24 protein-coding genes and 1 pseudogene are annotated in these 17,408 nt (G+C 61.7%); 15 read left to right on the forward strand and 10 right to left on the reverse strand.

Features of this window, described 5'->3' with window-relative positions; genetic code table 11:
• Positions 1–23 precede the first annotated feature (23 nt).
• Positions 24–395: a universal stress protein gene (locus AArcCO_RS13240; RefSeq protein ID WP_259533975.1), complete on the forward strand. Its 372-nt coding sequence runs from the start codon at positions 24–26 to the stop codon at positions 393–395.
• Positions 392–937: a GNAT family N-acetyltransferase gene (locus AArcCO_RS13245; RefSeq protein ID WP_259533976.1), complete on the forward strand. Its 546-nt coding sequence runs from the start codon at positions 392–394 to the stop codon at positions 935–937. Before AArcCO_RS13240 ends, AArcCO_RS13245 begins: the two co-directional genes overlap by 4 nt.
• A 20-nt stretch (positions 938–957) precedes the next feature.
• Here the strand turns inward: AArcCO_RS13245 and AArcCO_RS13250 are convergent, their stop codons facing one another.
• Positions 958–1,404, reverse strand: a complete 447-nt coding sequence (locus tag AArcCO_RS13250) for a universal stress protein (RefSeq protein ID WP_259533977.1) — start codon at positions 1,402–1,404, stop codon at positions 958–960.
• A 122-nt stretch (positions 1,405–1,526) separates the two neighbouring features.
• Here AArcCO_RS13250 and AArcCO_RS13255 point away from each other — a divergent pair, with 122 nt between their 5' ends.
• The 4 genes from AArcCO_RS13255 (at position 1,527) to AArcCO_RS13270 (ending at position 3,739) form a co-directional block, all read left to right on the forward strand.
• A complete protein-coding gene (locus AArcCO_RS13255) occupies positions 1,527–1,961 on the forward strand; it encodes a universal stress protein (RefSeq protein WP_259533978.1) in 435 nt (144 codons plus the stop codon).
• 65 nt (positions 1,962–2,026) lie between these two features.
• Positions 2,027–3,088, forward strand: a complete 1,062-nt coding sequence (locus AArcCO_RS13260) for a zinc-dependent alcohol dehydrogenase family protein (protein WP_259533979.1) — start codon at positions 2,027–2,029, stop codon at positions 3,086–3,088.
• Between the two features lie 86 nt (positions 3,089–3,174).
• Positions 3,175–3,468, forward strand: coding sequence for a ribbon-helix-helix domain-containing protein (locus tag AArcCO_RS13265; RefSeq protein WP_259533980.1), 294 nt, complete (start codon positions 3,175–3,177; stop codon positions 3,466–3,468).
• A complete protein-coding gene (locus AArcCO_RS13270; protein ID WP_259533981.1) occupies positions 3,452–3,739 on the forward strand; it encodes a type II toxin-antitoxin system RelE family toxin in 288 nt (95 codons plus the stop codon). Before AArcCO_RS13265 ends, AArcCO_RS13270 begins: the two co-directional genes overlap by 17 nt.
• Before the next feature lie 42 nt (positions 3,740–3,781).
• On the opposite strand, the gene AArcCO_RS13275 is transcribed toward AArcCO_RS13270, so the two are convergent.
• Positions 3,782–3,970 carry a DUF433 domain-containing protein gene (locus AArcCO_RS13275; RefSeq protein ID WP_259533982.1) on the reverse strand — a complete coding sequence of 63 codons (189 nt, stop codon included), beginning with the start codon at positions 3,968–3,970 and terminating at the stop codon, positions 3,782–3,784.
• A gap of 303 nt (positions 3,971–4,273) precedes the next feature.
• On the opposite strand from AArcCO_RS13275, the gene AArcCO_RS13280 reads away from it, so the two are divergent.
• Both AArcCO_RS13280 and AArcCO_RS13285 read left to right on the forward strand, forming a co-directional pair.
• Positions 4,274–4,474 (forward strand): DUF7557 family protein, encoded by a 201-nt coding sequence (locus tag AArcCO_RS13280; protein WP_259533983.1) that lies wholly within the window; start codon positions 4,274–4,276, stop codon positions 4,472–4,474.
• A complete protein-coding gene (locus tag AArcCO_RS13285; RefSeq protein WP_259533984.1) occupies positions 4,471–4,860 on the forward strand; it encodes a PIN domain-containing protein in 390 nt (129 codons plus the stop codon). The genes AArcCO_RS13280 and AArcCO_RS13285 overlap by 4 nt, the downstream gene beginning before the upstream one ends.
• Positions 4,861–5,162: 302 nt before the next feature.
• On the opposite strand, the gene AArcCO_RS13290 is transcribed toward AArcCO_RS13285, so the two are convergent.
• Together AArcCO_RS13290 and AArcCO_RS13295 are read right to left on the reverse strand one after the other, a co-directional pair.
• Entirely contained in the window at positions 5,163–7,181 is a 2,019-nt protein-coding gene (locus tag AArcCO_RS13290; RefSeq protein ID WP_259533985.1) for a S8 family serine peptidase, read from the reverse strand.
• 35 nt (positions 7,182–7,216) lie between these two features.
• Positions 7,217–8,394 (reverse strand): annotated as a pseudogene (locus AArcCO_RS13295) (IS701 family transposase).
• Between the two features lie 449 nt (positions 8,395–8,843).
• Between AArcCO_RS13295 and AArcCO_RS13300 the strand changes: the two are divergent.
• Entirely contained in the window at positions 8,844–9,128 is a 285-nt protein-coding gene (locus tag AArcCO_RS13300) for a DUF433 domain-containing protein (protein WP_259533986.1), read from the forward strand.
• A complete protein-coding gene (locus tag AArcCO_RS13305) occupies positions 9,125–9,448 on the forward strand; it encodes a DUF5615 family PIN-like protein (protein WP_259533987.1) in 324 nt (107 codons plus the stop codon). Before AArcCO_RS13300 ends, AArcCO_RS13305 begins: the two co-directional genes overlap by 4 nt.
• A gap of 45 nt (positions 9,449–9,493) precedes the next feature.
• Here AArcCO_RS13305 and AArcCO_RS13310 read toward each other — a convergent pair whose 3' ends face one another.
• Positions 9,494–9,703: a PIN domain-containing protein gene (locus AArcCO_RS13310; RefSeq protein ID WP_259533988.1), complete on the reverse strand. Its 210-nt coding sequence runs from the start codon at positions 9,701–9,703 to the stop codon at positions 9,494–9,496.
• Between the two features lie 134 nt (positions 9,704–9,837).
• Between AArcCO_RS13310 and AArcCO_RS13315 the strand changes: the two genes are divergently transcribed.
• Positions 9,838–10,197, forward strand: coding sequence for a MarR family transcriptional regulator (locus AArcCO_RS13315; RefSeq protein ID WP_259533989.1), 360 nt, complete (start codon positions 9,838–9,840; stop codon positions 10,195–10,197).
• 76 nt (positions 10,198–10,273) lie between these two features.
• On the opposite strand, the gene AArcCO_RS13320 is transcribed toward AArcCO_RS13315, so the two are convergent.
• The 3 genes from AArcCO_RS13320 to AArcCO_RS13330 form a co-directional block, all read right to left on the reverse strand.
• Positions 10,274–11,596 carry a LamG-like jellyroll fold domain-containing protein gene (locus tag AArcCO_RS13320; protein ID WP_259533990.1) on the reverse strand — a complete coding sequence of 441 codons (1,323 nt, stop codon included), beginning with the start codon at positions 11,594–11,596 and terminating at the stop codon, positions 10,274–10,276.
• Positions 11,597–11,689: 93 nt separating this feature from the next.
• Entirely contained in the window at positions 11,690–12,295 is a 606-nt protein-coding gene (locus AArcCO_RS13325; protein WP_259533991.1) for a hypothetical protein, read from the reverse strand.
• An 86-nt stretch (positions 12,296–12,381) separates the two neighbouring features.
• Entirely contained in the window at positions 12,382–12,951 is a 570-nt protein-coding gene (locus AArcCO_RS13330) for a hypothetical protein (protein ID WP_259533992.1), read from the reverse strand.
• Positions 12,952–13,290: 339 nt separating this feature from the next.
• Between AArcCO_RS13330 and AArcCO_RS13335 the strand changes: the two genes are divergently transcribed.
• The 3 genes from AArcCO_RS13335 to AArcCO_RS13345 all read left to right on the forward strand — a co-directional run bounded on the left by AArcCO_RS13335 (position 13,291) and on the right by AArcCO_RS13345 (position 15,079).
• Entirely contained in the window at positions 13,291–13,557 is a 267-nt protein-coding gene (locus tag AArcCO_RS13335; protein ID WP_259533993.1) for a DUF3368 domain-containing protein, read from the forward strand.
• Positions 13,558–14,009: 452 nt separating this feature from the next.
• Entirely contained in the window at positions 14,010–14,519 is a 510-nt protein-coding gene (locus AArcCO_RS13340; RefSeq protein WP_259533994.1) for an IS630 family transposase, read from the forward strand.
• Positions 14,516–15,079, forward strand: coding sequence for a transposase (locus tag AArcCO_RS13345; protein WP_259536448.1), 564 nt, complete (start codon positions 14,516–14,518; stop codon positions 15,077–15,079). The genes AArcCO_RS13340 and AArcCO_RS13345 overlap by 4 nt, the downstream gene beginning before the upstream one ends.
• Positions 15,080–15,353: 274 nt before the next feature.
• On the opposite strand, the gene AArcCO_RS13350 is transcribed toward AArcCO_RS13345, so the two are convergent.
• Positions 15,354–15,506, reverse strand: a complete 153-nt coding sequence (locus AArcCO_RS13350; protein ID WP_259533995.1) for an FmdB family zinc ribbon protein — start codon at positions 15,504–15,506, stop codon at positions 15,354–15,356.
• A 165-nt stretch (positions 15,507–15,671) separates the two neighbouring features.
• Here AArcCO_RS13350 and AArcCO_RS13355 point away from each other — a divergent pair, with 165 nt between their 5' ends.
• Positions 15,672–16,175, forward strand: a complete 504-nt coding sequence (locus tag AArcCO_RS13355) for a hypothetical protein (protein WP_259533996.1) — start codon at positions 15,672–15,674, stop codon at positions 16,173–16,175.
• A gap of 188 nt (positions 16,176–16,363) precedes the next feature.
• Here the strand turns inward: AArcCO_RS13355 and AArcCO_RS13360 are convergent, their stop codons facing one another.
• Positions 16,364–17,218 carry a hypothetical protein gene (locus tag AArcCO_RS13360; protein ID WP_259533997.1) on the reverse strand — a complete coding sequence of 285 codons (855 nt, stop codon included), beginning with the start codon at positions 17,216–17,218 and terminating at the stop codon, positions 16,364–16,366.
• Between the last annotated feature and the right edge of the window lie 190 nt (positions 17,219–17,408).

Genomic DNA, 17,408 nt, shown 5'->3' on the forward strand with positions numbered 1-17,408 from the left:
TCGTCCCCGCCGAGGGATCACCCATGAAGATACTCCTCGGTCTGGGAACAGGTGACGACCCCATGCACGCGCTGGCGCGCACCGCACGACGGGTGGACGCTGCGGGCGACGAGTTGTCGGTCGCCGTCGGCGGTCCCGGACCGCTGTCGTCGATCGAGGAGCTCGAAGGGCGGGTGCGGTCGGAGCTTTCCGAACTGGGCGTCGACGCCGACGTCCGGACGATCGGCGGCGACGAGGATCTGGGAGGCTATCTCGTCGAGACTGCAGAACGGGAGGAGTTCGACAGGATCGTCCTGGAGGGCGGAGACAGGAGCCCGATGGGGAAGATACAGCTCAGCAGCACCGCCGAGTTCGTGCTGCTCAACGCCAGGACGTCGGTGACTCTCGTGCGATGACTGGGAGCCGACGCTATCCCGACGAGCCGGCCGGACCGTTCCAAGAGCCGCCGCGTGTCTTCACCGACCGCGAGGGGCGGGAGATCGAAATCCGTGCCTGTCGAGGGGAGGTGGCCGAGTACGACGCGCTCGTCGAAATGTACACGTGTTTCGACCCGTCCGACCGCGCCCAGGGGATCCCCCCGGCACGGGACTCCCGGATCCGATCGTGGCTCGACACGATCCTCGAGGAGGACTGTCACAACGTGGTCGCCTGGCACGGGGAGTCGGCGGTGGGGCACGCGACGCTGGTGCCGGACGACGAGGCGTACGAACTCGCGATCTTCGTGCTCCAGGAGTACCAGAAAGCGGGTATCGGCACCGAACTCATCGAAGCGCTGCTGGGCCACGGCGCGAGCGAAGGCGCCAGAAAGGTGTGGCTCACGGTCGAACGGTGGAATCACGCTGCGGTGGAACTGTACCGGAAGACGGGATTCGAGACGAGCAACGCAGAAAGCTTCGAACTGGAGATGGGGATCCGGCTGGCCGAACCGGAGGAGTGACGCCGCGAGGCGAACGAGGGCTACACCGACAGGACGGGCTGGCTGGCGTACAGCAGGACGTATTCGGCGGCCTTCTCGAGTACTTCACCCGGGTCGCCCGCCGTGGGCTCCCGGGGGACGACGATGAAGTCGGCGTCGATCGACTCGGCGGTGTCGAGGACGACACTGCCGGGATGGCGGGTCTTGATCCGGGTCGAGAACCCGTAGGCGATCGACGTGGAGACGTCGACCCCACGTTCCTCGCCCTGCCGGCGGATTCCCTCGGTGTAGAACTCGGTCTCGTCGGCCACCTCGTCGGCGTCGACCGCGCCGGTTTCGATCGCCCGGACCGCCTCCTCCCCGAGGACGTACATCGCGTGGATGGCCGCGTCGTACGTCTCGGCGATAGTGAGGGCGTACTCGACGGCGTCGGAAGACTCGTCGCTGCCGTCGACCGGCACCAGCACCAGGTCAACTTCCAGGGTCATACCGAAGACTGGGGTCGCAGCCCTCAAAAGAGTGACTTCCTCCCGCGTGAGAGATGGATGTCTTGTCAGGTTCGCCAGCGCGAAGGGGGCGTTTAAAGTCGGTGCCCCCGGTATCTCACGCCATGTTCGAGACGGTCGTCATCGCAACCGACGGCTCCGAGAGCGTCCAGCGCGCGGTGGACGTCGCCCTGGATCTCGCCGCGCGGTTCGACGCGGAGGTCCACGCACTGTACGTCGTCGACGCCGGGGACGTCGAGTCCTCGCCCGAAGAGATCCGATCGGAGCTCCGGGACGCGCTCTCCGATCGCGGGCGAGAAGCCCTCTCGGCGGTCGAATCCAGCGCCGGGCGGGACGTCGTCACGGCGGTCCGGGAGGGCCGCCCCGCCAGTGAGATCACCGCGTACGCGCGCGAAGTAGACGCCGACCTGGTCGCGACCGGCACCCGCGGGCGACACGGCGAGAACCGCTTTCTCATCGGGAGCGTCGCCGAACGCGTCGTCCGGACCTGCCCCGTGCCGGTGTTGACCGTCCGGCAACTGGCCGACGAAGGCGAATAGCGACGGGGGTGGGGGCTCCCGGCGTCAGCACACTTAATTGACATGTGTGCGTAGTCTCAGCTGTCATGAAGGCGGCTGTACTCGAAGACCACGGGGAACCGCTCGCGATCCAGGAGGTCGACGCGCCGTCGGCGGAGCCGGAGGGGGCAGTCGTCGAGATCGAGGCGTGTGGCATCTGTCGAAGCGACTGGCACGGCTGGCAGGGCGACTGGGCGTGGCTCGGGATCCAGCCCCAGCCCGGGCAGATCCTCGGCCACGAGCCCGCGGGTCGGGTCGTCGAGGTCGGCGAGGAGGTGGAGAACGTCCGGGAGGGCGATCACGTCGCCATCCCCTTCAACATCGGCGACGGGACGTGTCCGGAGTGTCGGCGTGGCCACGGAAACACCTGCGAGAACGTGCTGCCGCTGGGGTTCGTGGAACCGGTCCAGGGCGCCTTCGCGGAGTACACTCACGTGCCGGCGGCGGATCACAACCTCGTGCAGTTGCCCGACGGGGTGTCCTCGACGGAGATGGCGGGGCTGGGCTGTCGGTTCATGACCTCCTTCCACGCGCTGGCCCACAGGGCCGACGTCGACGCCGGCGACTGGGTCGCAGTCCACGGCTGTGGCGGCATCGGCCTGTCGGCGGTCCACATCGCCGACGCGCTGGGGGCGAACGTGATCGCGGTCGACCTGACCGACGAGAAGCTCGAGGCAGCGACCGATCTGGGTGCCGTCGAGACCGTAAACGCCTCCGAGACCGGCAACGTCTCCGGCGAGGTGGCCGCGATCGCCGGCGGCGGCGCCGACGTGTCGGTCGACGCGCTCGGGATCGCCGAGACCTGCCGGAACTCGATCGAGAGCCTGGGCACCCGCGGGCAGCACCTCCAGATCGGGCTAACGACCGAAGACGAGGGGGGCGAGGTGTCGCTGCCGACAGACAAGATGGTGATGCAGGAGATCGAGTTCTACGGGTCGCTCGGGATGCCCCCGACGCAGTACGACGAGATCTTCCGGATGGTCGAGACCGGGAAGCTGCAGCCGGCGGAGATCGTCTCCGAGACGGTCGCGCTGGAGGACGTGTCGGCGAAACTCGAGGCGATGACCGACTTCGAGACGACCGGGATCCCGGTGATCGAGGAGTTCTGAGGGCGGGTCGGCGGGAGACAGAGGAGTTCACAAACTGGATCTGTTCCGGCAGAGCAATTATCACACCGCGCGTGTAATACGTGGGTATGTCGGAAACAGGTACAGGTGACGGCGACGTCGAGGAACCGGAGACGACGACGATCAACATCCGGGTCTCGCGTCGACAGCTCGAGGAGATCGACACCGTCTGGAAGGAGGAGGGGTACACCTCCAGAAGCGAGTTCCTCAGGCACGCCATCCGCGATGCGACGGACCACCCCGGTGCGTCGCGTGCAATGTTGGCGAGTATCGCTGCCGAGGAATACGCGATGCGCAAGGGAGAGTCGGAGGCCGTCTCTCGAGACGACGTGCTGGCGATGATGGATGACGACGAACAGTGACTGGGACTGGGAGTTTCGTCCACCTGCGGCCCAGGCGTTCGAAGCTCTCGACGGACGTGTTCAGGAACGTATCGTTTCGAAACTCGATGCGATCGTTTCGGACGAATGGAGGGAACCGTACGAGTACATCGAACCGCTCACCGGACTTCCTCACGGGAAGATTCGCATCGGTGACTTCAGACTGGGAGCAGCTGCGGATCGGGAGCGAAAGACGATAGTCATCTACGACATCGAACATCGATCCGGAGCGTACAGGCCCGGTGACGACTGAGCACTGTCACAACACAGTTGCCGCCGGGAAGTCGATACGCCATCAGCCACGGACGTCGTCGGGATCCGTGGTCAGGTGAGCGTGCTCCTCGACGGCAGAGTGGCGCTTTCGTTCGATCGTCCGCATTTCTTTGGGATTGTCGTGATAGTACGTCAACGCACGATACACGTCCGCGACGTTGAGGTCGTACCGATCGGCGACAGTTCTCGGAAAGCGGTCACGATCCTCCACCTGTTTTTTGATAAATCGGACAGTGAGCCGTCAACCCTCGAGATGTGGCTCGTCGTGAACCTCGGTTACGATCCGTGATGCCGTTGCGCTCGCCATCAATGGAGAGTACAGCGTCAACCAGTATAGCCTCCGGCTGTCGATACGGTGATGTTCGGAGACGCGCCGATCGGCGTAACTGGATCGCCGGGCGGGATAAAAGGGGTGTTTAAACGCGGGAGCCAGTCCCGAACGCGTCTCTCGTAGCTGAACACTGCCGACTCGACCGACCGAATATTTACGAACTTCCGCATACATGCTGTATACGTGAGTACCAGTATCCGGGTCTCCACGGAGACGAAAGAGAAACTCGAGGCGCTCAAGCGGGAGGACGAGACGTTCGACGAGCTACTGGATCGGTTGGCGAGCTACGAAGGGCCGAAAAACGCCGGGGCCTGGGCCGGCACAGGAAAGGCCGAGGCGGCACGCGAGGCGATCCGTCGAAGTCGGGAGAGTTTCGAGCAGTGACGTTTCTCGACAGCTCCGTCGTCATCGACTATCTCGACGGCAGGGATGCCGCCGTCGAATACCTGGATGCGCAGTCCCCGCCGTACCTGACGTCTCCGGTCTGCGTATACGAAGTTCTCGCAGGGGAGGTATTTTCGACCGGACCGACTGACGTCGAACGGGCGCGTCGGGACTTCGGCCACGTCGAAACGGTCCCGTTCACCGAGGAGGTCGCCATCGAAGCGGCGCGATTGCAGGCGGAGCTTTTGAGTCAGGGCGATCCGCTGAGCCCCCGCGATCTGTTCGTGGCTGCGGGGGCTCGATGGAGCGGCGAAACGCTCGCTGTCTCCGACGGCGACTTCGACACGGAGGGACTGCGTCGTCACCTCTCCGTCACTCGGATCTAGGGAACGTCGCCGTCCCGAGCGAACCCGAGACGACCGGTGGTTCGGGCGGCGGCGAATCGTTCGTCATCGAGTGTTCGATACGCCATCAGTCGCGAACGTCGTCGGGATCCGTGGTCACGTGAGCGTGCTCCTCGACGGCTGACTGGCGCTTTCGTTCGGCCGCCCGCATCTGGAATCCTCGTGGGAACACGTGTGCTCGACAAGCCTCCGGCTGTCGATGGGAGTCACGGGCGGTCAGGAGTGACACGTAGCGAGCGGAAGGCGGTCGAAAGACGGATTCGAATCGGACGCTCGCAGCCGACTTACAGCGCGTCGACGATGTTCAAGAACCCGCTCCCGTAGTACGTCTTGTCGTAGCCGTCGGGCACGTCGGCGGCCCGCTCGAGCGCCGACTGGACCTGGTTGGCGTTGTACGACGGGTTCGCGCTCTTGACCAGCGCGGCGGCGCCGGCGACCTGCGGGGCGGCCATCGAGGTGCCGGCGGCCCAGCCGTAAGAGTACACGACGTCGGCGATGCCGGTGACGTTACCCTCGTCGTCGGTTTCGTAGATCGGCTCCGCGATCGTGTTGTACACGAGGTCGAGATACCAGCCGGGAGTGCCGAGAGCCAGTGCGGTCGGATCGTAGTTGCCGCCCGGCGCCCCCAGGTTGATGTCGTTCGTACCGTAGTTCGTGTACAGTGCCGGCGTGTAAACCGGCGCGTCCAGCGGACTGTCGGGATCGAACTCGCCGCCGAGCAGCAGGTCGTTCCCGTTGAACGAGATCTGCCCATAGGCGATGTCGACGCCGTCGTCTCGGCCGACGCCGCCACCGCTGTAGACGCCGACGGCGGTGATCGGGAGCCCCGCGACGTCGCTGGCCGACGCAGATGGGTTACTCGGATCGATATCGTCGGATTCGAAGATCTCCGTGATCGAGGCGGCCTCGAATATCCCGCCGGCGCCGTCCCCGAACGCGTCGTCCTCGTTCCAGGAGAGCGTCTCCCCGCTGCCGACGTCGACCTCCCAGTCGACGGCGACGTAGTGGGTCTCGTTCTCGTCGTCGCCCCCCTCGTCCACCAGGTGATACGCGATCCAGTCGGGGGCCCATCGGTCGTGATCGGGACCGGTCGTGTACTCGACCGCCACGGCGTTTCCGTCCCCGAACGCCGCCCCGTAGGGAGAGACGTCGAAGGTGACGCCGCCGAAGCCGACCGCCCGATACCAGGGTCCGGTGTCCGAATACGGTGGATTCCCTTCGACGCGAACCCCGAGGGCGTCCTCGTCGTCGTAATCGAAGTCGTAGGCGGCGGACATCTCCGCGTCCTCGAACTCGTCGGCGTCCGGACCGAACACGCCCGCGATCAGCGTTCCGGTAGCGTCGACCAGGAGATCGTCCCCGTCCGGCACCAGCGGCCACCCGTACCCGACCGGCCCGGTCGCGGCGACCGACAGCCCCTGGGCCCCCTCGTTGGGCAGGCTGATGAAGTTCTTGTCGTGCTGGAGGTCCGCGGAGTCGTTTCCGGCGGCGATGACCAGAAGCGTCCCCTCCTTGTTCGCGTAGGTCATCGTTCGGTTCAGCGCCTGGCCGTAGAACTGTCCCTGTCCCTCGGCCTGACGCGGAATAGGATACGCACCCAGCGAGAGGTTCGCCGCGTCGGCGTCGATCGCTGCGCTGTACACGATGGCCGCGAGGACGTCGCCGAACGACGCCAGCGCGCCCGGCGAGAACACCCGACAGTCCACGAGATCGGTCCCGGGAGCGGTGCCGGCGACGCCCGCCCCGTTCGTCTGGGCGGCGACGATCCCCCCGACGTGGGTCCCGTGGTAGCCGCCGGCCGGGACGCCCGCCCCGAAGTCGTCGTCCGTGAAGTTCTGCGATAGTTCCTCGTTGACCTCGAGGTCGGGATGACCGGCCGCGACGCCGGTGTCGATGATCGCGACCGGGGAGCCCTCCCCCGTCGTCGTTTCGTGGGCCGTCTCGACGTCGAGGGCCTGTTTGTCCCACTGGAGCGGATAGCCCGGTTCGTCCGCGACCGACGTCTCCCCGACCGTCGGCGCCTCCTGGTTCACGTCCGGATCGTCCAGCCGGATTTCGACGTCCGGCGCGTAGTCTTTGACTCCCCGGGCGTCCTGTAGCTCGGACGCGGAGGCGCGAACGACCGCGAAGTCGACGCCCGGCATCTCGTGGACGACCTCCAGCTCCCGGGGGAGCGATTCCCCGTTCGTCTGGACGATGAACCGGTCGGTCCGCTCGGCGGCCGTCACCGTCGTTCCGGTCGCGATTCCACCCAGTACTGCCCCACTCACCTTGAGAAAGGTTCGCCTGGTCTGTGATGACATACCCGAGCTATTGTTGTATTACTTGACTTCGCACGTTAGACGAACATCCCGTCGATCTGGTGCATGAGCTCGTCAATACTCCGGTTTGGACTGTTGATCGCCCAAGAGAGAAGGTTCTGAACGCTTTCGCGGAAGGATCGTTTGATGTCGTTGCGGAGTGAGCTCGCGCGGGCGAGAGTCGTTCCAAGAGCGCTTTCTGCAGCACCGAGCTTGAGAAGGCTGTAGGCCAACATCAGCAGGTGCCAGTGGCGACTGGCACCTGCGGTATGCCGGAGCTCGCAGTCTCCAAAACCAAGATCCTGCTTGGTGTCCCTGAAGAACGTCTCCACCCGCCATCTCAGCGCGTACAGCTCGATGAGATGGCTTGCCGACGCGTCGATCTTGTTCGACACGATGTACTTCACGCTCGGTTCGTCGTCTTCGTCATCGTCGCTGAGTTTTTTCTTCGTGATTAGCAACTTCACCGCACCGAGCCGTCCGACCTCACGTTTCTGTGTCCAGATGTGATAGGTGTCGCCGTCGATCGTTCGCGGCACCGTGTCGACGCGCTCAGCCAGCGCGTCGACACGGATGCGCTCTCCACCGTACGTGACGCGCGTGTCACTCTTGACCGCTGAGACCCACTGTTTCCCGTAGCTTTCGAGGTGCGTGACGAACTCCTCGGAACAGTAGAGCATATCGAAGAGATAGGTGTCCGCCGGAACACCTATCTCGATGAGTTCGTCGACGAGTTCGATAGCAAGTTCGACACGCCGTTTGTCGTTTTTCTCGTAGAGCCGAAAGCCGAGTGGATAGGTAGTTTTCTCGTCGGCGTACAGCGCATAGATAAGGTTTTGTCCCCAGATGTAGCTGTGGATTGCGTGGTCGTAGAACTTCCCTGCGTGAGGAATCTTCTCACCGGTTTTGTGCGTGAAGGTGTCGTCAATGATGACGACACCGTCACTGCTCCACTTCGTGTCGTTGGCCTGTTGGAGCAGTGCAAGCCGTTCTCTGTTGAGTTGATCTTCATCCCAGTCGTATTCGGTGAGGAACTTGTTCAAAGCGCTTCACTTTTCGCTGGGAGAACGTGGTTCGAGATACCCTGAACGGTCTTGTTGCTGGCCGCAACAAGACCTGTGACGTACGTCTTGGCGTGGTGTTTCTGCCTCGTCGAGAAACACGCTAACTGATCGATTGGCTCAGTGCATGACAAGAACGACGTAATCGGGAGCATCAACGGTTCACGGACTCTCTACGCGCTCTACCAGCATAAGGTGCGAAGTCAAGGTATTATTGACTTATAAAAGTATAGTCCTCGTACGGTGTGAGCGGGATCGAGTTCGGTCGGTGTCCGGTTCTGTTACGGACGTCGACACGAGGGGGACGTCCGACTACCGGTATCGATGGAGTCCAGCCCGTTCACGCGCTCGAAGTGGTCGACCGCGGTCACCAGGGTCGCGCCCGCCTCCCGAGCGACGCCCGCGATGAGGGTGTCGAGCGCGCCGATTGGCGTCCCGGAGGTCGATCCCGCTCCCCGCTCCGAACCCCTTCATGACGTCGCGCTCCTCTCTCGTGAATCGAAACAGGACGGCGGTAAAGAGGTGGGAGAGATTTTCGGCGACGGAGACACTCGAGACCTCGGTGATGCGACTCTTTATCAGTGATCAGGCGCTACGAAACGGTATGAGCGGAATCGTCTCGACGGATGGCGTGATGGGTGGGCAGCCACGAATCGCCGGACGTCGAATAAGCGTCCTGCAGATCGTCGAGTGGATCAACGAGGAGCGAATGGATCCGGAGACCGTCGCCGCCGAGTTCGATCTCGATATGGCCGACATCTACCGCGCACTCGTCTACTACTACGAGAACATCGACGAGATGGATACCTGGCGGGATCGCCGAAAGCGCCGCCTCCACGAGAGCCGGGCGGAACAGTCCGCTCCCGACTCGGTCTCCGAACGCGCATGAAGCTCTGTTGTGACGAGAACGTCAAACGCTCGATCACGACGCTTCTGGAACAGGAGGGATACGACGTCGTGCGGGTACAGGACGACCTCGAACTCGGTATCGAGGACGCCGAGATCGTTCGGTTCTGTCGTGCTGACGATCGGGTTCTCCTGACGAACGACGACGACTTCTTCGAGTTCGACGATCATCCCGGTATTCTCTTTCTCGACGAGCAACGAACACCGCCACGAACGGTCGTGACAGCACTCCAGCGTATCGATCGACACGTCGACGACGTTTCTGGGCAGATCTGGCACCTCCCGGACGGCTGGGTTCGATGATGTGCCCGATTCTGTTACGGACGTCGACACGAGGGGGACGTCCGACTACCGGTATCGATGAACGTCCGGGCCGTTCACGCGCTCGAAGTGGTCGTCCGCGGCCACCAGAATCGCGCCCGCCTCCCGGGCGACGCCCGCGATGAGGGTGTCGAGCGCGCCGATCGGCGTCCCGGAGTCGTGGAGTTCGGCGTCGACGAGCGCGGCCTCAGCGGCGAGGGCGACCTGTGCCGCCGTGTCGTCGAGAAATTCATACATTTGATTGATACCAATAATACGGTAATCGATAGAAAAGCTATGTCATCTGCTCACACAGAGACGTACACGAAGACGGCGATCGAGACGGGAATATTTATGACCTTTACAGACATACACTGACACATACTGACATCATGCCGATCCAACTAGACTCGAACGACGAGAACGAGGTGCCGCCGGTTCGACCCGGGACGAACGCCCACGAACTCCTCAGTGTTCTTTTGGACCATCCCGACATGGGGTTCACCCCGAAAGAGTTGGCCGAACTGACCACCGTCCCGCATTCGAGCGTCCACAAGACGCTCGCGCGGCTTCGGGAGAAGGGGCTCGTCCGGAAAGTCGATTCCTACTGGGCGCTCGCCGAGGACGTTGCGGCTTCGCGGGTCGCCAACGTGGTGAGTCTCCAGCAGATCGAGGCGGAGTACGGCGACGACGCATACGGGAACGACGACGAGTGGGCAGCCGAGGTTCCGGATCTCGGCGAAAACGCGTGATTCATGGCGTACGCATAGGGGAGCGTCGTTCTGGCACCGGCAACGTTCAAAAGTGGGTCCATAAGAGGGCTACCGATCAGGGATCGTACTCATCAGCCAGATTCCGTATCTCTGTGGCCGTGAGATCTCGATTGTAGACGCGTACCTCATCAAGACGTCCCTGGAAATATCGATTGTTATCGCCGGTGTACCCGATACGAGTCTGAATATTGTCGACGTCCATGTTCTCGTCTAGCGCCGCCTCGTCCGAGGCTCGTAGTTCACCGTTGACGTAGATTTCTCGTCGTTCGTTTTGCTCCCAGACCGCGGCGACATGAGTCCACTCCTCTTCGGGTACCTCTGTCTCATCGTGTAGCCAGTTTCCGCCACCGGTTCCGTCCCAGAATCGAGTTCCGGAGAGGTCCGAATCAATCTCGAAGATCCAGGTCTTGTCCTGTGAGCTACCCGGATATTGTGATACGACACCCAGATTTTCGGGAAAGTCGTAACTTTCCGACTTTTGTTCGGGATAGACCCATGCTGAGACGGTGAGGCCATCTTCGATTTCGAGAGGGTCGCATTTCACGTAAGCGCCGTCCCCGCCGAATTCGGCCGCATTGCCCTCAATTCCGTCGACGCCTTCTGCACTGCTCGCGCCATCGGGGTTTTCGACGGACCCATTATTCCCGTTTCCGCTCGCGTCGATGACCGGGTCGGTTTCGATGTCTCCGTCGTCGAACGGCCAGTGAGCGAGCGGGTTCGTCGGCGTCGGATCGGAAGGATCAGTACCATCGGCAAGCTGGCAGTCGGCATCGGCGTCTGCACGGATCGTCAGATCGACCTCCTCGAATAGATCCTCTCCGGAGTCGAAGCCGAATGCACGAACCTCGAACCCAATACATTCGGAGCTGCCATTCTGGAGGGGGAGACTGATTGCGCCGTCGCGGTCGGTATCCAGTCGGTTATTGATGACGTAGTCATCCCGGCTGGATCCCCGATAGAAGACGACAGCCGGGTCACCGGTATCGAACTCGTAGCGATCCGGCACGTCGGCGTCGTCCGGAATCGGTGGGACGTCGACTTCGAAATCAACGCATACGTCCTGTGTGCCCTGATTTCCGATCTCGAAGACGTTGTGGAATACCGACAGCGCTTCCGGGTTGACACCGCTCCCGCCAGGTGGATCGTTCTCGTTTCCGGCGGAGAGGTCGATAGTCAATAGCCCATCGGTGTTGTCGACGTATTTGCCGTTGGGCGAACCGGTACAGGGTGCCAGACGAAGGAACGCATCTGTGTCGTCAGCGACGTTGACCGTAATGCCTCGTTCAGCGCTGACACTCGAGAATGCGCCGGAGCCGACAGTGAAGGCGCCGCCTGCACTCAGTGTACCGAGCGCGGCCAGGATGTTGCGTCGTTTCATTTGTCATCCCACCTTCGGGGAAACCCACCGGCGGAATCGAACCGCCGTAAACACCAGCGTGGGTGGTGTCAGTATTTCTGTAGATGCCAACTATTACTCGGGGTCCTCTCGGTCCCAGCCACCGCCGGACGGCAGTTTCTCCACGTCGGTTTCGGCGATGATCGTCGCGGTCCCATCGCGGTCAAACGGTGTTCCGATCGTATCGATGCCGAGACCGACGCGGATACTTTCGCCGACTTCGAGATACTGTATTTCTGGGCGAGGCCCGATGTCGCCAAGGGCGTCGACACCATTCGCCGTTCCTCCTGCGTCAATTTGCCGCCGGTCACCGCCCTCGATTCGATAGAAGTTGACACCGGCAAGTTCGGTGTCCATGTAGACGTAGGTGCCTTGCGTTCCCTGGTTCGTGATCGTGAAGAGGTCGTCAAACAGATACGCCGACTGTTCGTTGACTCCCTCTCCACCGATTTCATTCTCGGTAATGTGTACTCGTAGAGTATGGCCGTCGACCGTCACGAACTCCTCAGCGTTGGGGTCACCGTCGATGGCCTCCAGTGCGAGGAAGGCGGCGTCGTCTCCAACGACGCTGACTTCAATCTCGCGCTCTGCCTCGACACTCGTGAACGCACCCGATCCGACGAGCGTGGCGCTACCCGCTGCGATCGTGCCCATCCCAGCAAGCAGATGTCGTCGTTTCATGTTTTTCCCTTCTTCGGGGGAAACCCACCGGCGGAATCGAACCGCCGAGATGCCGACGTGGGTGATGTCGTCGTTACCCGATGCCGTCAGTCGTCTGCTTCCTCTGCGACGAACCGGATCGTCTCCAACTCGTCAAGGACCGTTTCGAGATCCGCGTTGGGAGTTCCAAAGTTGAAGAAAAGTCCGAAGGGGACAGAATTTCCGGGGTCGAGGTCATCGCGGTCCGCAAAGCCGGGGCCGCCTTCGTCCAGACGCAGGATTGGACCACCGACCCCAACCTGCGCCTGATCACTTACAAGATTGCCGTCACTATCTTCGAGGCCCACACCGACGACGATTTCCTGGCTTCCCTGATTGGTGATGGTGAGAATATCATCAATCACCGTGAAGGCCTGGTCGTTCACGCCATCAGGTGCCCCAGCGACCCCGGAAGTTGTGGTAAGATCGATACTAACTATTCCATCATCGACTTCCGCATAGGCGTCACCGTTCGGTGTATCAGCGGGTTCGATCCCGAGCAGACCACCAGCGTCACCAGCGGCCTCGACCACGAGATCACGCTCGGCCTCGACACTACTAAACGCACCACTACCCATTGCAGCCGCCCCGCCCGCGGCGAGCGATCCAAGACCGATCACGAACTTGCGTCGTTCCATAGGTTATCTCACCTTCGTTTGCATGCACGCCCTCACGGGCACGGAACCGCACCGCGCCCAACCGGACGCGCTTCACTCCCTCCTATACCCCAAGGGGATGTTGTTGTGAGGTGCCTGAGATCTATCACGAAGACTCTGAAATCCGGGGCGAACCCCTCAGGCCGCCGCTGAAGTCCAACGAACGCACGTCAAGCGACTCCTGAACCGGCGGCAACGGTCGTCACATCGGCGAGTCGTAAGCAACCCTAAACCGCCGGTAGAACCGATATACGGCCGGAACCTCCGATTAACACGTCGTTTAAGCAACCATCCACCCATCGCCTTGCACGTCACCCGGGGTTGAGCGACGCCGACGTCGTAGTCCTCGTCTGTGCGGACGCACGCGACGCCGGCGCCGTCGTGGACCAGGACGTCGGCCGATCCGTCGCCGAAGTAGAGGGGATCGAGACGCGCGGGACCGCCTTTCTCGTGCTCTCGGCCGTGAAAGAGGGTACAATCGCTCCCGAAGCGGAGCGGGAGACGATCGACGCGATGGTCGACCGCGGGTGGTACCTCGCCCCAGACCTGTACGCGAGAGTCGTCCGGAAACTGGAGTCGTTCGAATAGGAAACGTTCGAGTCAGCGACAGACGGGAGGGAAATTCTCGGCGCAGACTCGAAAATGGGTTCACACTCGCCCACGGGAGATATGGTATTTTCCACCCCACGACACACGTTTTAGCTACCATCTCGTCACCGCTCAGTCCGGCGGTTTCCCGTTGGTTTTTTTAGCTATGCGTCGATTCGATTTCTCCGTATGGCCCAGGAAACTCCCGCAGCTTCGGATCACGGCGAACAGGACGAAAACGGACTGATCGCCAAAATGACGCGGCTTCTGCGCCTCGACTGATCCAAGTCGGGGGAGAGTGGCCCCCCGACATTGCGGTTTTTCGGTCGAACGGCACTATTCAGATTACACCCTCGGATGCATTGAAATGACTGTGAACACCTCGAGAGCTCCTCAACCCCTTTCATAGTGTTTAAGGAAGATATTTACCGATAGACGTAGTAGAGTGGGTAATGGGTCGGCTCGACGAGGTTTCGCTTGAGGAACTCTACGAACTCAAAGAGGAGATTGATCAGGGAAAGCCGCGAGAACGTGTTCTCGCGGCGATCGGGCGCAAGCAGGGCGACCAACTCGATACGTTGGCTGAGCGGCATGGCGTCGTTGAGAAAACGATCCGCAACTGGCTCGATCGGTTCGAGGAAGAACCGATCGAGCAAGCTCCCTACGACGCTCCTCGACCGGGGGGTCCAGCAAAGATCGAGGGAGAAGAACGCCAACAGCTGTTCGAACAGTTGCAACAGCCGCCAACCGAACTCGGCTACGACCAACAAGCGTGGTCAGCGAAGCTCTTGCTTCATCACGTCAAAGAGGAGTATGACGTCGAATACCACGAGAACTACGCCTACGAGTTGTTGAGAGAGGCCGGGCTGTCCTTGCGGACAGCACGGCCTCAACACCACGAGGCTGACCCCGAGGAGAAGGCCGAGTTCCAGGAGACAGTCGAAAAAAACGGCCCGAACTGAGCGAGAAAACCGTCGTTGTCGTCGATCAATTCACCAAACACGTCGGAACTGTCCAGCGGCGTGGCTGGTACCCAATCGGTTCAGATCCGACGATAGAGACGTCAACGTCCTGGGAGTCGGTGACAGTGCTGGGCGCTGTCACCGACGACGGTGACAGCTTCTACTGCTGGACAGAGGAGAACTTGACCAGATTCCACGGGATTCGGTTGTTAGAGGCATTGAAAGACAAGTTTGGCGAGGAGTTAGTGGTGTTTCTGGATCGAGCGGGCTACTTCTACGCGAGGGATCTCTGGGAACACGTGAGCGGAAAGCGCGAGACCGAAACTGTCGGAGACAGTTCGGTCTCGTGCGTGCGCGGTGACGATCTCGAAGTGTGGTACTTCCCATCGAAACTCCCCGAATTGAACGCTGTCGAAGGGTGCTGGGACCAACTGCAGGAGTGGTTCAAGTACCGCCTTATGCCAGATCTCTTGACGCTGAAAGACTACATTCCGCGAGGACTGAGCGCGATCACCGAACCGAACATCTGGCCGTATCTTACCGGTAAAGATTCGAACTAAACACTATCAGTCCCACCCGCGTCAGTTGCTCACCCGGCATGGGCGGGACTGAAAGGGGCCGCCCTCGCAGCCAGCCCCGCCGACGCAAGCACCGCAGGCGAACGCCGAGGAGCGCAGCGAGCGCGAACGCGCTCGAACGGCTCCCGCTGGGAGCCGTGAGAGGCGCGGCGGCTGCGAGGGCGGGGGCTTTCGAGGTGGTCTTCGTTCTCGCGAGAGTACTCAAGGTATTATCTCAACACTACCCGCGGTTCGACCCCGCGACTCAAAAACCCCCTCACGCGATCTCGTATCGAACGACCGACTCCGTCTCGCACTCCGGACACTCCGACACCTCTTCGTCAAGGGTCCGCCCGCATCGACGACACTCGTAAACCACCGCCGTTTGCTCCCGTCGCCCGAACCAGTCCCCGCTCGTGAGCCCTCCCATGGGAGAAGCCACACGTCCGCCACGGATAAACATGGGTGACTGTTCATCCCCGCGCAGTACCCCGTTCCGCGTTTATAAGTGACGATACATGCCTCTGCTGTACAACAGAGAACCGCTCAGAGGACGACAACACTTATACTGCCGATTCGACAACTGAAGCCCCGAATGAGTGATCCGGCGGATCCAGATGGCCCACGCATCACGGATCTGTCGTCGATCGAACCCGAGAACTTCAAGTTCCGGAACACGGAGTTCCTGAAAAGCGACGCACACCCCTACGACAATCCACGGGACAGGACGTTCTCGGAACAGCGGGCGGATGTCTGGCGGGTGAGAAACGGCGACATCGAGCGGGTTCTCGAGGAGTTTCCGACCGATCGACCGCTCCCGGAGCAGTGCGCGCTCTGGATGCACGCTGTCGTCGGCAAACACTTCTTCGAGGACGCGAATCACCGCACTGCAATCGCAGTGTTGCGGAAACTCCTCCGGGACAACGGTATCGACGTCGGGGAGTGGCCGACCGACCGAGTGAAAAGGGCTCGTGACGAGTCTCACGAGGTTCGATCGGAGATACCGTCCGTACATCTCGACACACTGTACGAGAAAGACGAACTCTACCGCGTCTGGCTCCGGTTCTTCACCGACGTCCTTCCGGACGAATACTGCTAGCGACTACTCGTCGGACTCGTCACTGTCGTCGGCGAGAGCCTTGTACAGCTCCTCGTTTTCCTCGACGTCCTCCGCCATGTCTTTCTCGCTCTCCCAGTTCATACTGTACAGAGAATAGACGGCAATAGCGGTAAAGGTTTCCACTCGACACGTATCGACGATATTCGGACGAACAGTCGCAAGACGGACTACGTCGCCCCAGAATCCTTCGAGAGAGTTCCTTCCAGAACTTGTCCGTCACTGCTCCCCCAATTATTGGGGATCTGTTCTTCATCGAGGTCGTATTCAGGATGGACATACGTGACATCCAGTTCCGGGAAGTAGATCGCGACGATCCGACCGCCGTTTCCGCTTTCGGTTCCGTTCTGGTTTTCCATCCCGGAGAGCTGTCCACGGACCTTTTCGCCCGTGTCCAACTGCAGAGTGCCGCTTGTCGGTCGCCGTTCGAGATCCCCGGCGTCGAAACTGTTCTTCGAACCCGGCGGCAGAACGATCACCTCGGCGTCGATCGTCTGCCCGCCGGGAGACACTTCGGCGTTCCCGCCGCCCTTGAACGTCACGCTCTCGACCGCCGGCGTCGGCTCCGGATTGTCCAGGTCGATCGTTCGCGTCGCCTCGATACTCACGCCCTCGCCCCAGGCCTCGATGTCGAGGGTCACTTCGAACGTTCCGTAGTCCTCGACGTTGACCGCGACGTCCTGGTCCTCGCCGGTGCCGATCTCGGATCCGTTATCGTCAGTGTCGAGCCTGACCGAAGTTCGGTCGGCGCTGCCCTGGATCTCGACAGTCAGATCCGTCGTAAGCTGGTTCTCGACGGTGATCGTCGCGGGCGCCGGAAACGCCTCGTCGGCGCCGTACAGCCCTACCCCGTCCTCGTCGTCGCTGTCGCGACCCGTCAGCGCCAGATACGCGTTCGCGTCGTCCGCGACGGAGACGTGCACCCCGCGCTCGACCTGCGCCGACGAGAACGCACCCGAACCGACGAGCGTGCCGCTCCCGGCGACGGCGGCACCCCCGTACAGCAGGAGTTTTCGGCGTTTCATACTCACCCCGGTCGGTCGCGACAGCCCCCAGCCGAGTGTCTCTTCAGGTTCGAATAGGACACCGTTCCACATCGTATTGGGGTGCCTGAAACGGTAAGGCCCCTGTTAGAAATCGGCTCTCGAGATCGAGACCGAGTTCAGGGTCGCCCTGAAACCGGGAGAGAGATGCGAAAACGGCTATTCCAAAAGA

The organism is Halalkaliarchaeum sp. AArc-CO, from assembly GCF_024972735.1.
GTDB lineage: Archaea > Halobacteriota > Halobacteria > Halobacteriales > Haloferacaceae > Halalkaliarchaeum.

Coding starts and splice junctions, on each gene's coding strand:
- AArcCO_RS13305 (WP_259533987.1), top strand. CDS start 9,125: ATGAAGCTCTGTTGTGACGAGAACGTCAAACGCTCGATCACGACGCTT.
- AArcCO_RS13265 (WP_259533980.1), top strand. CDS start 3,175: ATGTCGGAAACAGGTACAGGTGACGGCGACGTCGAGGAACCGGAGACG.
- AArcCO_RS13250 (WP_259533977.1), bottom strand. CDS start 1,404: ATGACCCTGGAAGTTGACCTGGTGCTGGTGCCGGTCGACGGCAGCGAC.
- AArcCO_RS13355 (WP_259533996.1), top strand. CDS start 15,672: ATGAGTGATCCGGCGGATCCAGATGGCCCACGCATCACGGATCTGTCG.
- AArcCO_RS13300 (WP_259533986.1), top strand. CDS start 8,844: ATGAGCGGAATCGTCTCGACGGATGGCGTGATGGGTGGGCAGCCACGA.
- AArcCO_RS13330 (WP_259533992.1), bottom strand. CDS start 12,951: ATGGAACGACGCAAGTTCGTGATCGGTCTTGGATCGCTCGCCGCGGGC.
- AArcCO_RS13240 (WP_259533975.1), top strand. CDS start 24: ATGAAGATACTCCTCGGTCTGGGAACAGGTGACGACCCCATGCACGCG.
- AArcCO_RS13350 (WP_259533995.1), bottom strand. CDS start 15,506: ATGGGAGGGCTCACGAGCGGGGACTGGTTCGGGCGACGGGAGCAAACG.
- AArcCO_RS13270 (WP_259533981.1), top strand. CDS start 3,452: ATGACGACGAACAGTGACTGGGACTGGGAGTTTCGTCCACCTGCGGCC.
- AArcCO_RS13290 (WP_259533985.1), bottom strand. CDS start 7,181: ATGTCATCACAGACCAGGCGAACCTTTCTCAAGGTGAGTGGGGCAGTA.
- AArcCO_RS13310 (WP_259533988.1), bottom strand. CDS start 9,703: ATGTATGAATTTCTCGACGACACGGCGGCACAGGTCGCCCTCGCCGCT.
- AArcCO_RS13260 (WP_259533979.1), top strand. CDS start 2,027: ATGAAGGCGGCTGTACTCGAAGACCACGGGGAACCGCTCGCGATCCAG.
- AArcCO_RS13360 (WP_259533997.1), bottom strand. CDS start 17,218: ATGAAACGCCGAAAACTCCTGCTGTACGGGGGTGCCGCCGTCGCCGGG.
- AArcCO_RS13325 (WP_259533991.1), bottom strand. CDS start 12,295: ATGAAACGACGACATCTGCTTGCTGGGATGGGCACGATCGCAGCGGGT.
- AArcCO_RS13315 (WP_259533989.1), top strand. CDS start 9,838: ATGCCGATCCAACTAGACTCGAACGACGAGAACGAGGTGCCGCCGGTT.
- AArcCO_RS13245 (WP_259533976.1), top strand. CDS start 392: ATGACTGGGAGCCGACGCTATCCCGACGAGCCGGCCGGACCGTTCCAA.
- AArcCO_RS13340 (WP_259533994.1), top strand. CDS start 14,010: ATGGGTCGGCTCGACGAGGTTTCGCTTGAGGAACTCTACGAACTCAAA.
- AArcCO_RS13320 (WP_259533990.1), bottom strand. CDS start 11,596: ATGAAACGACGCAACATCCTGGCCGCGCTCGGTACACTGAGTGCAGGC.
- AArcCO_RS13255 (WP_259533978.1), top strand. CDS start 1,527: ATGTTCGAGACGGTCGTCATCGCAACCGACGGCTCCGAGAGCGTCCAG.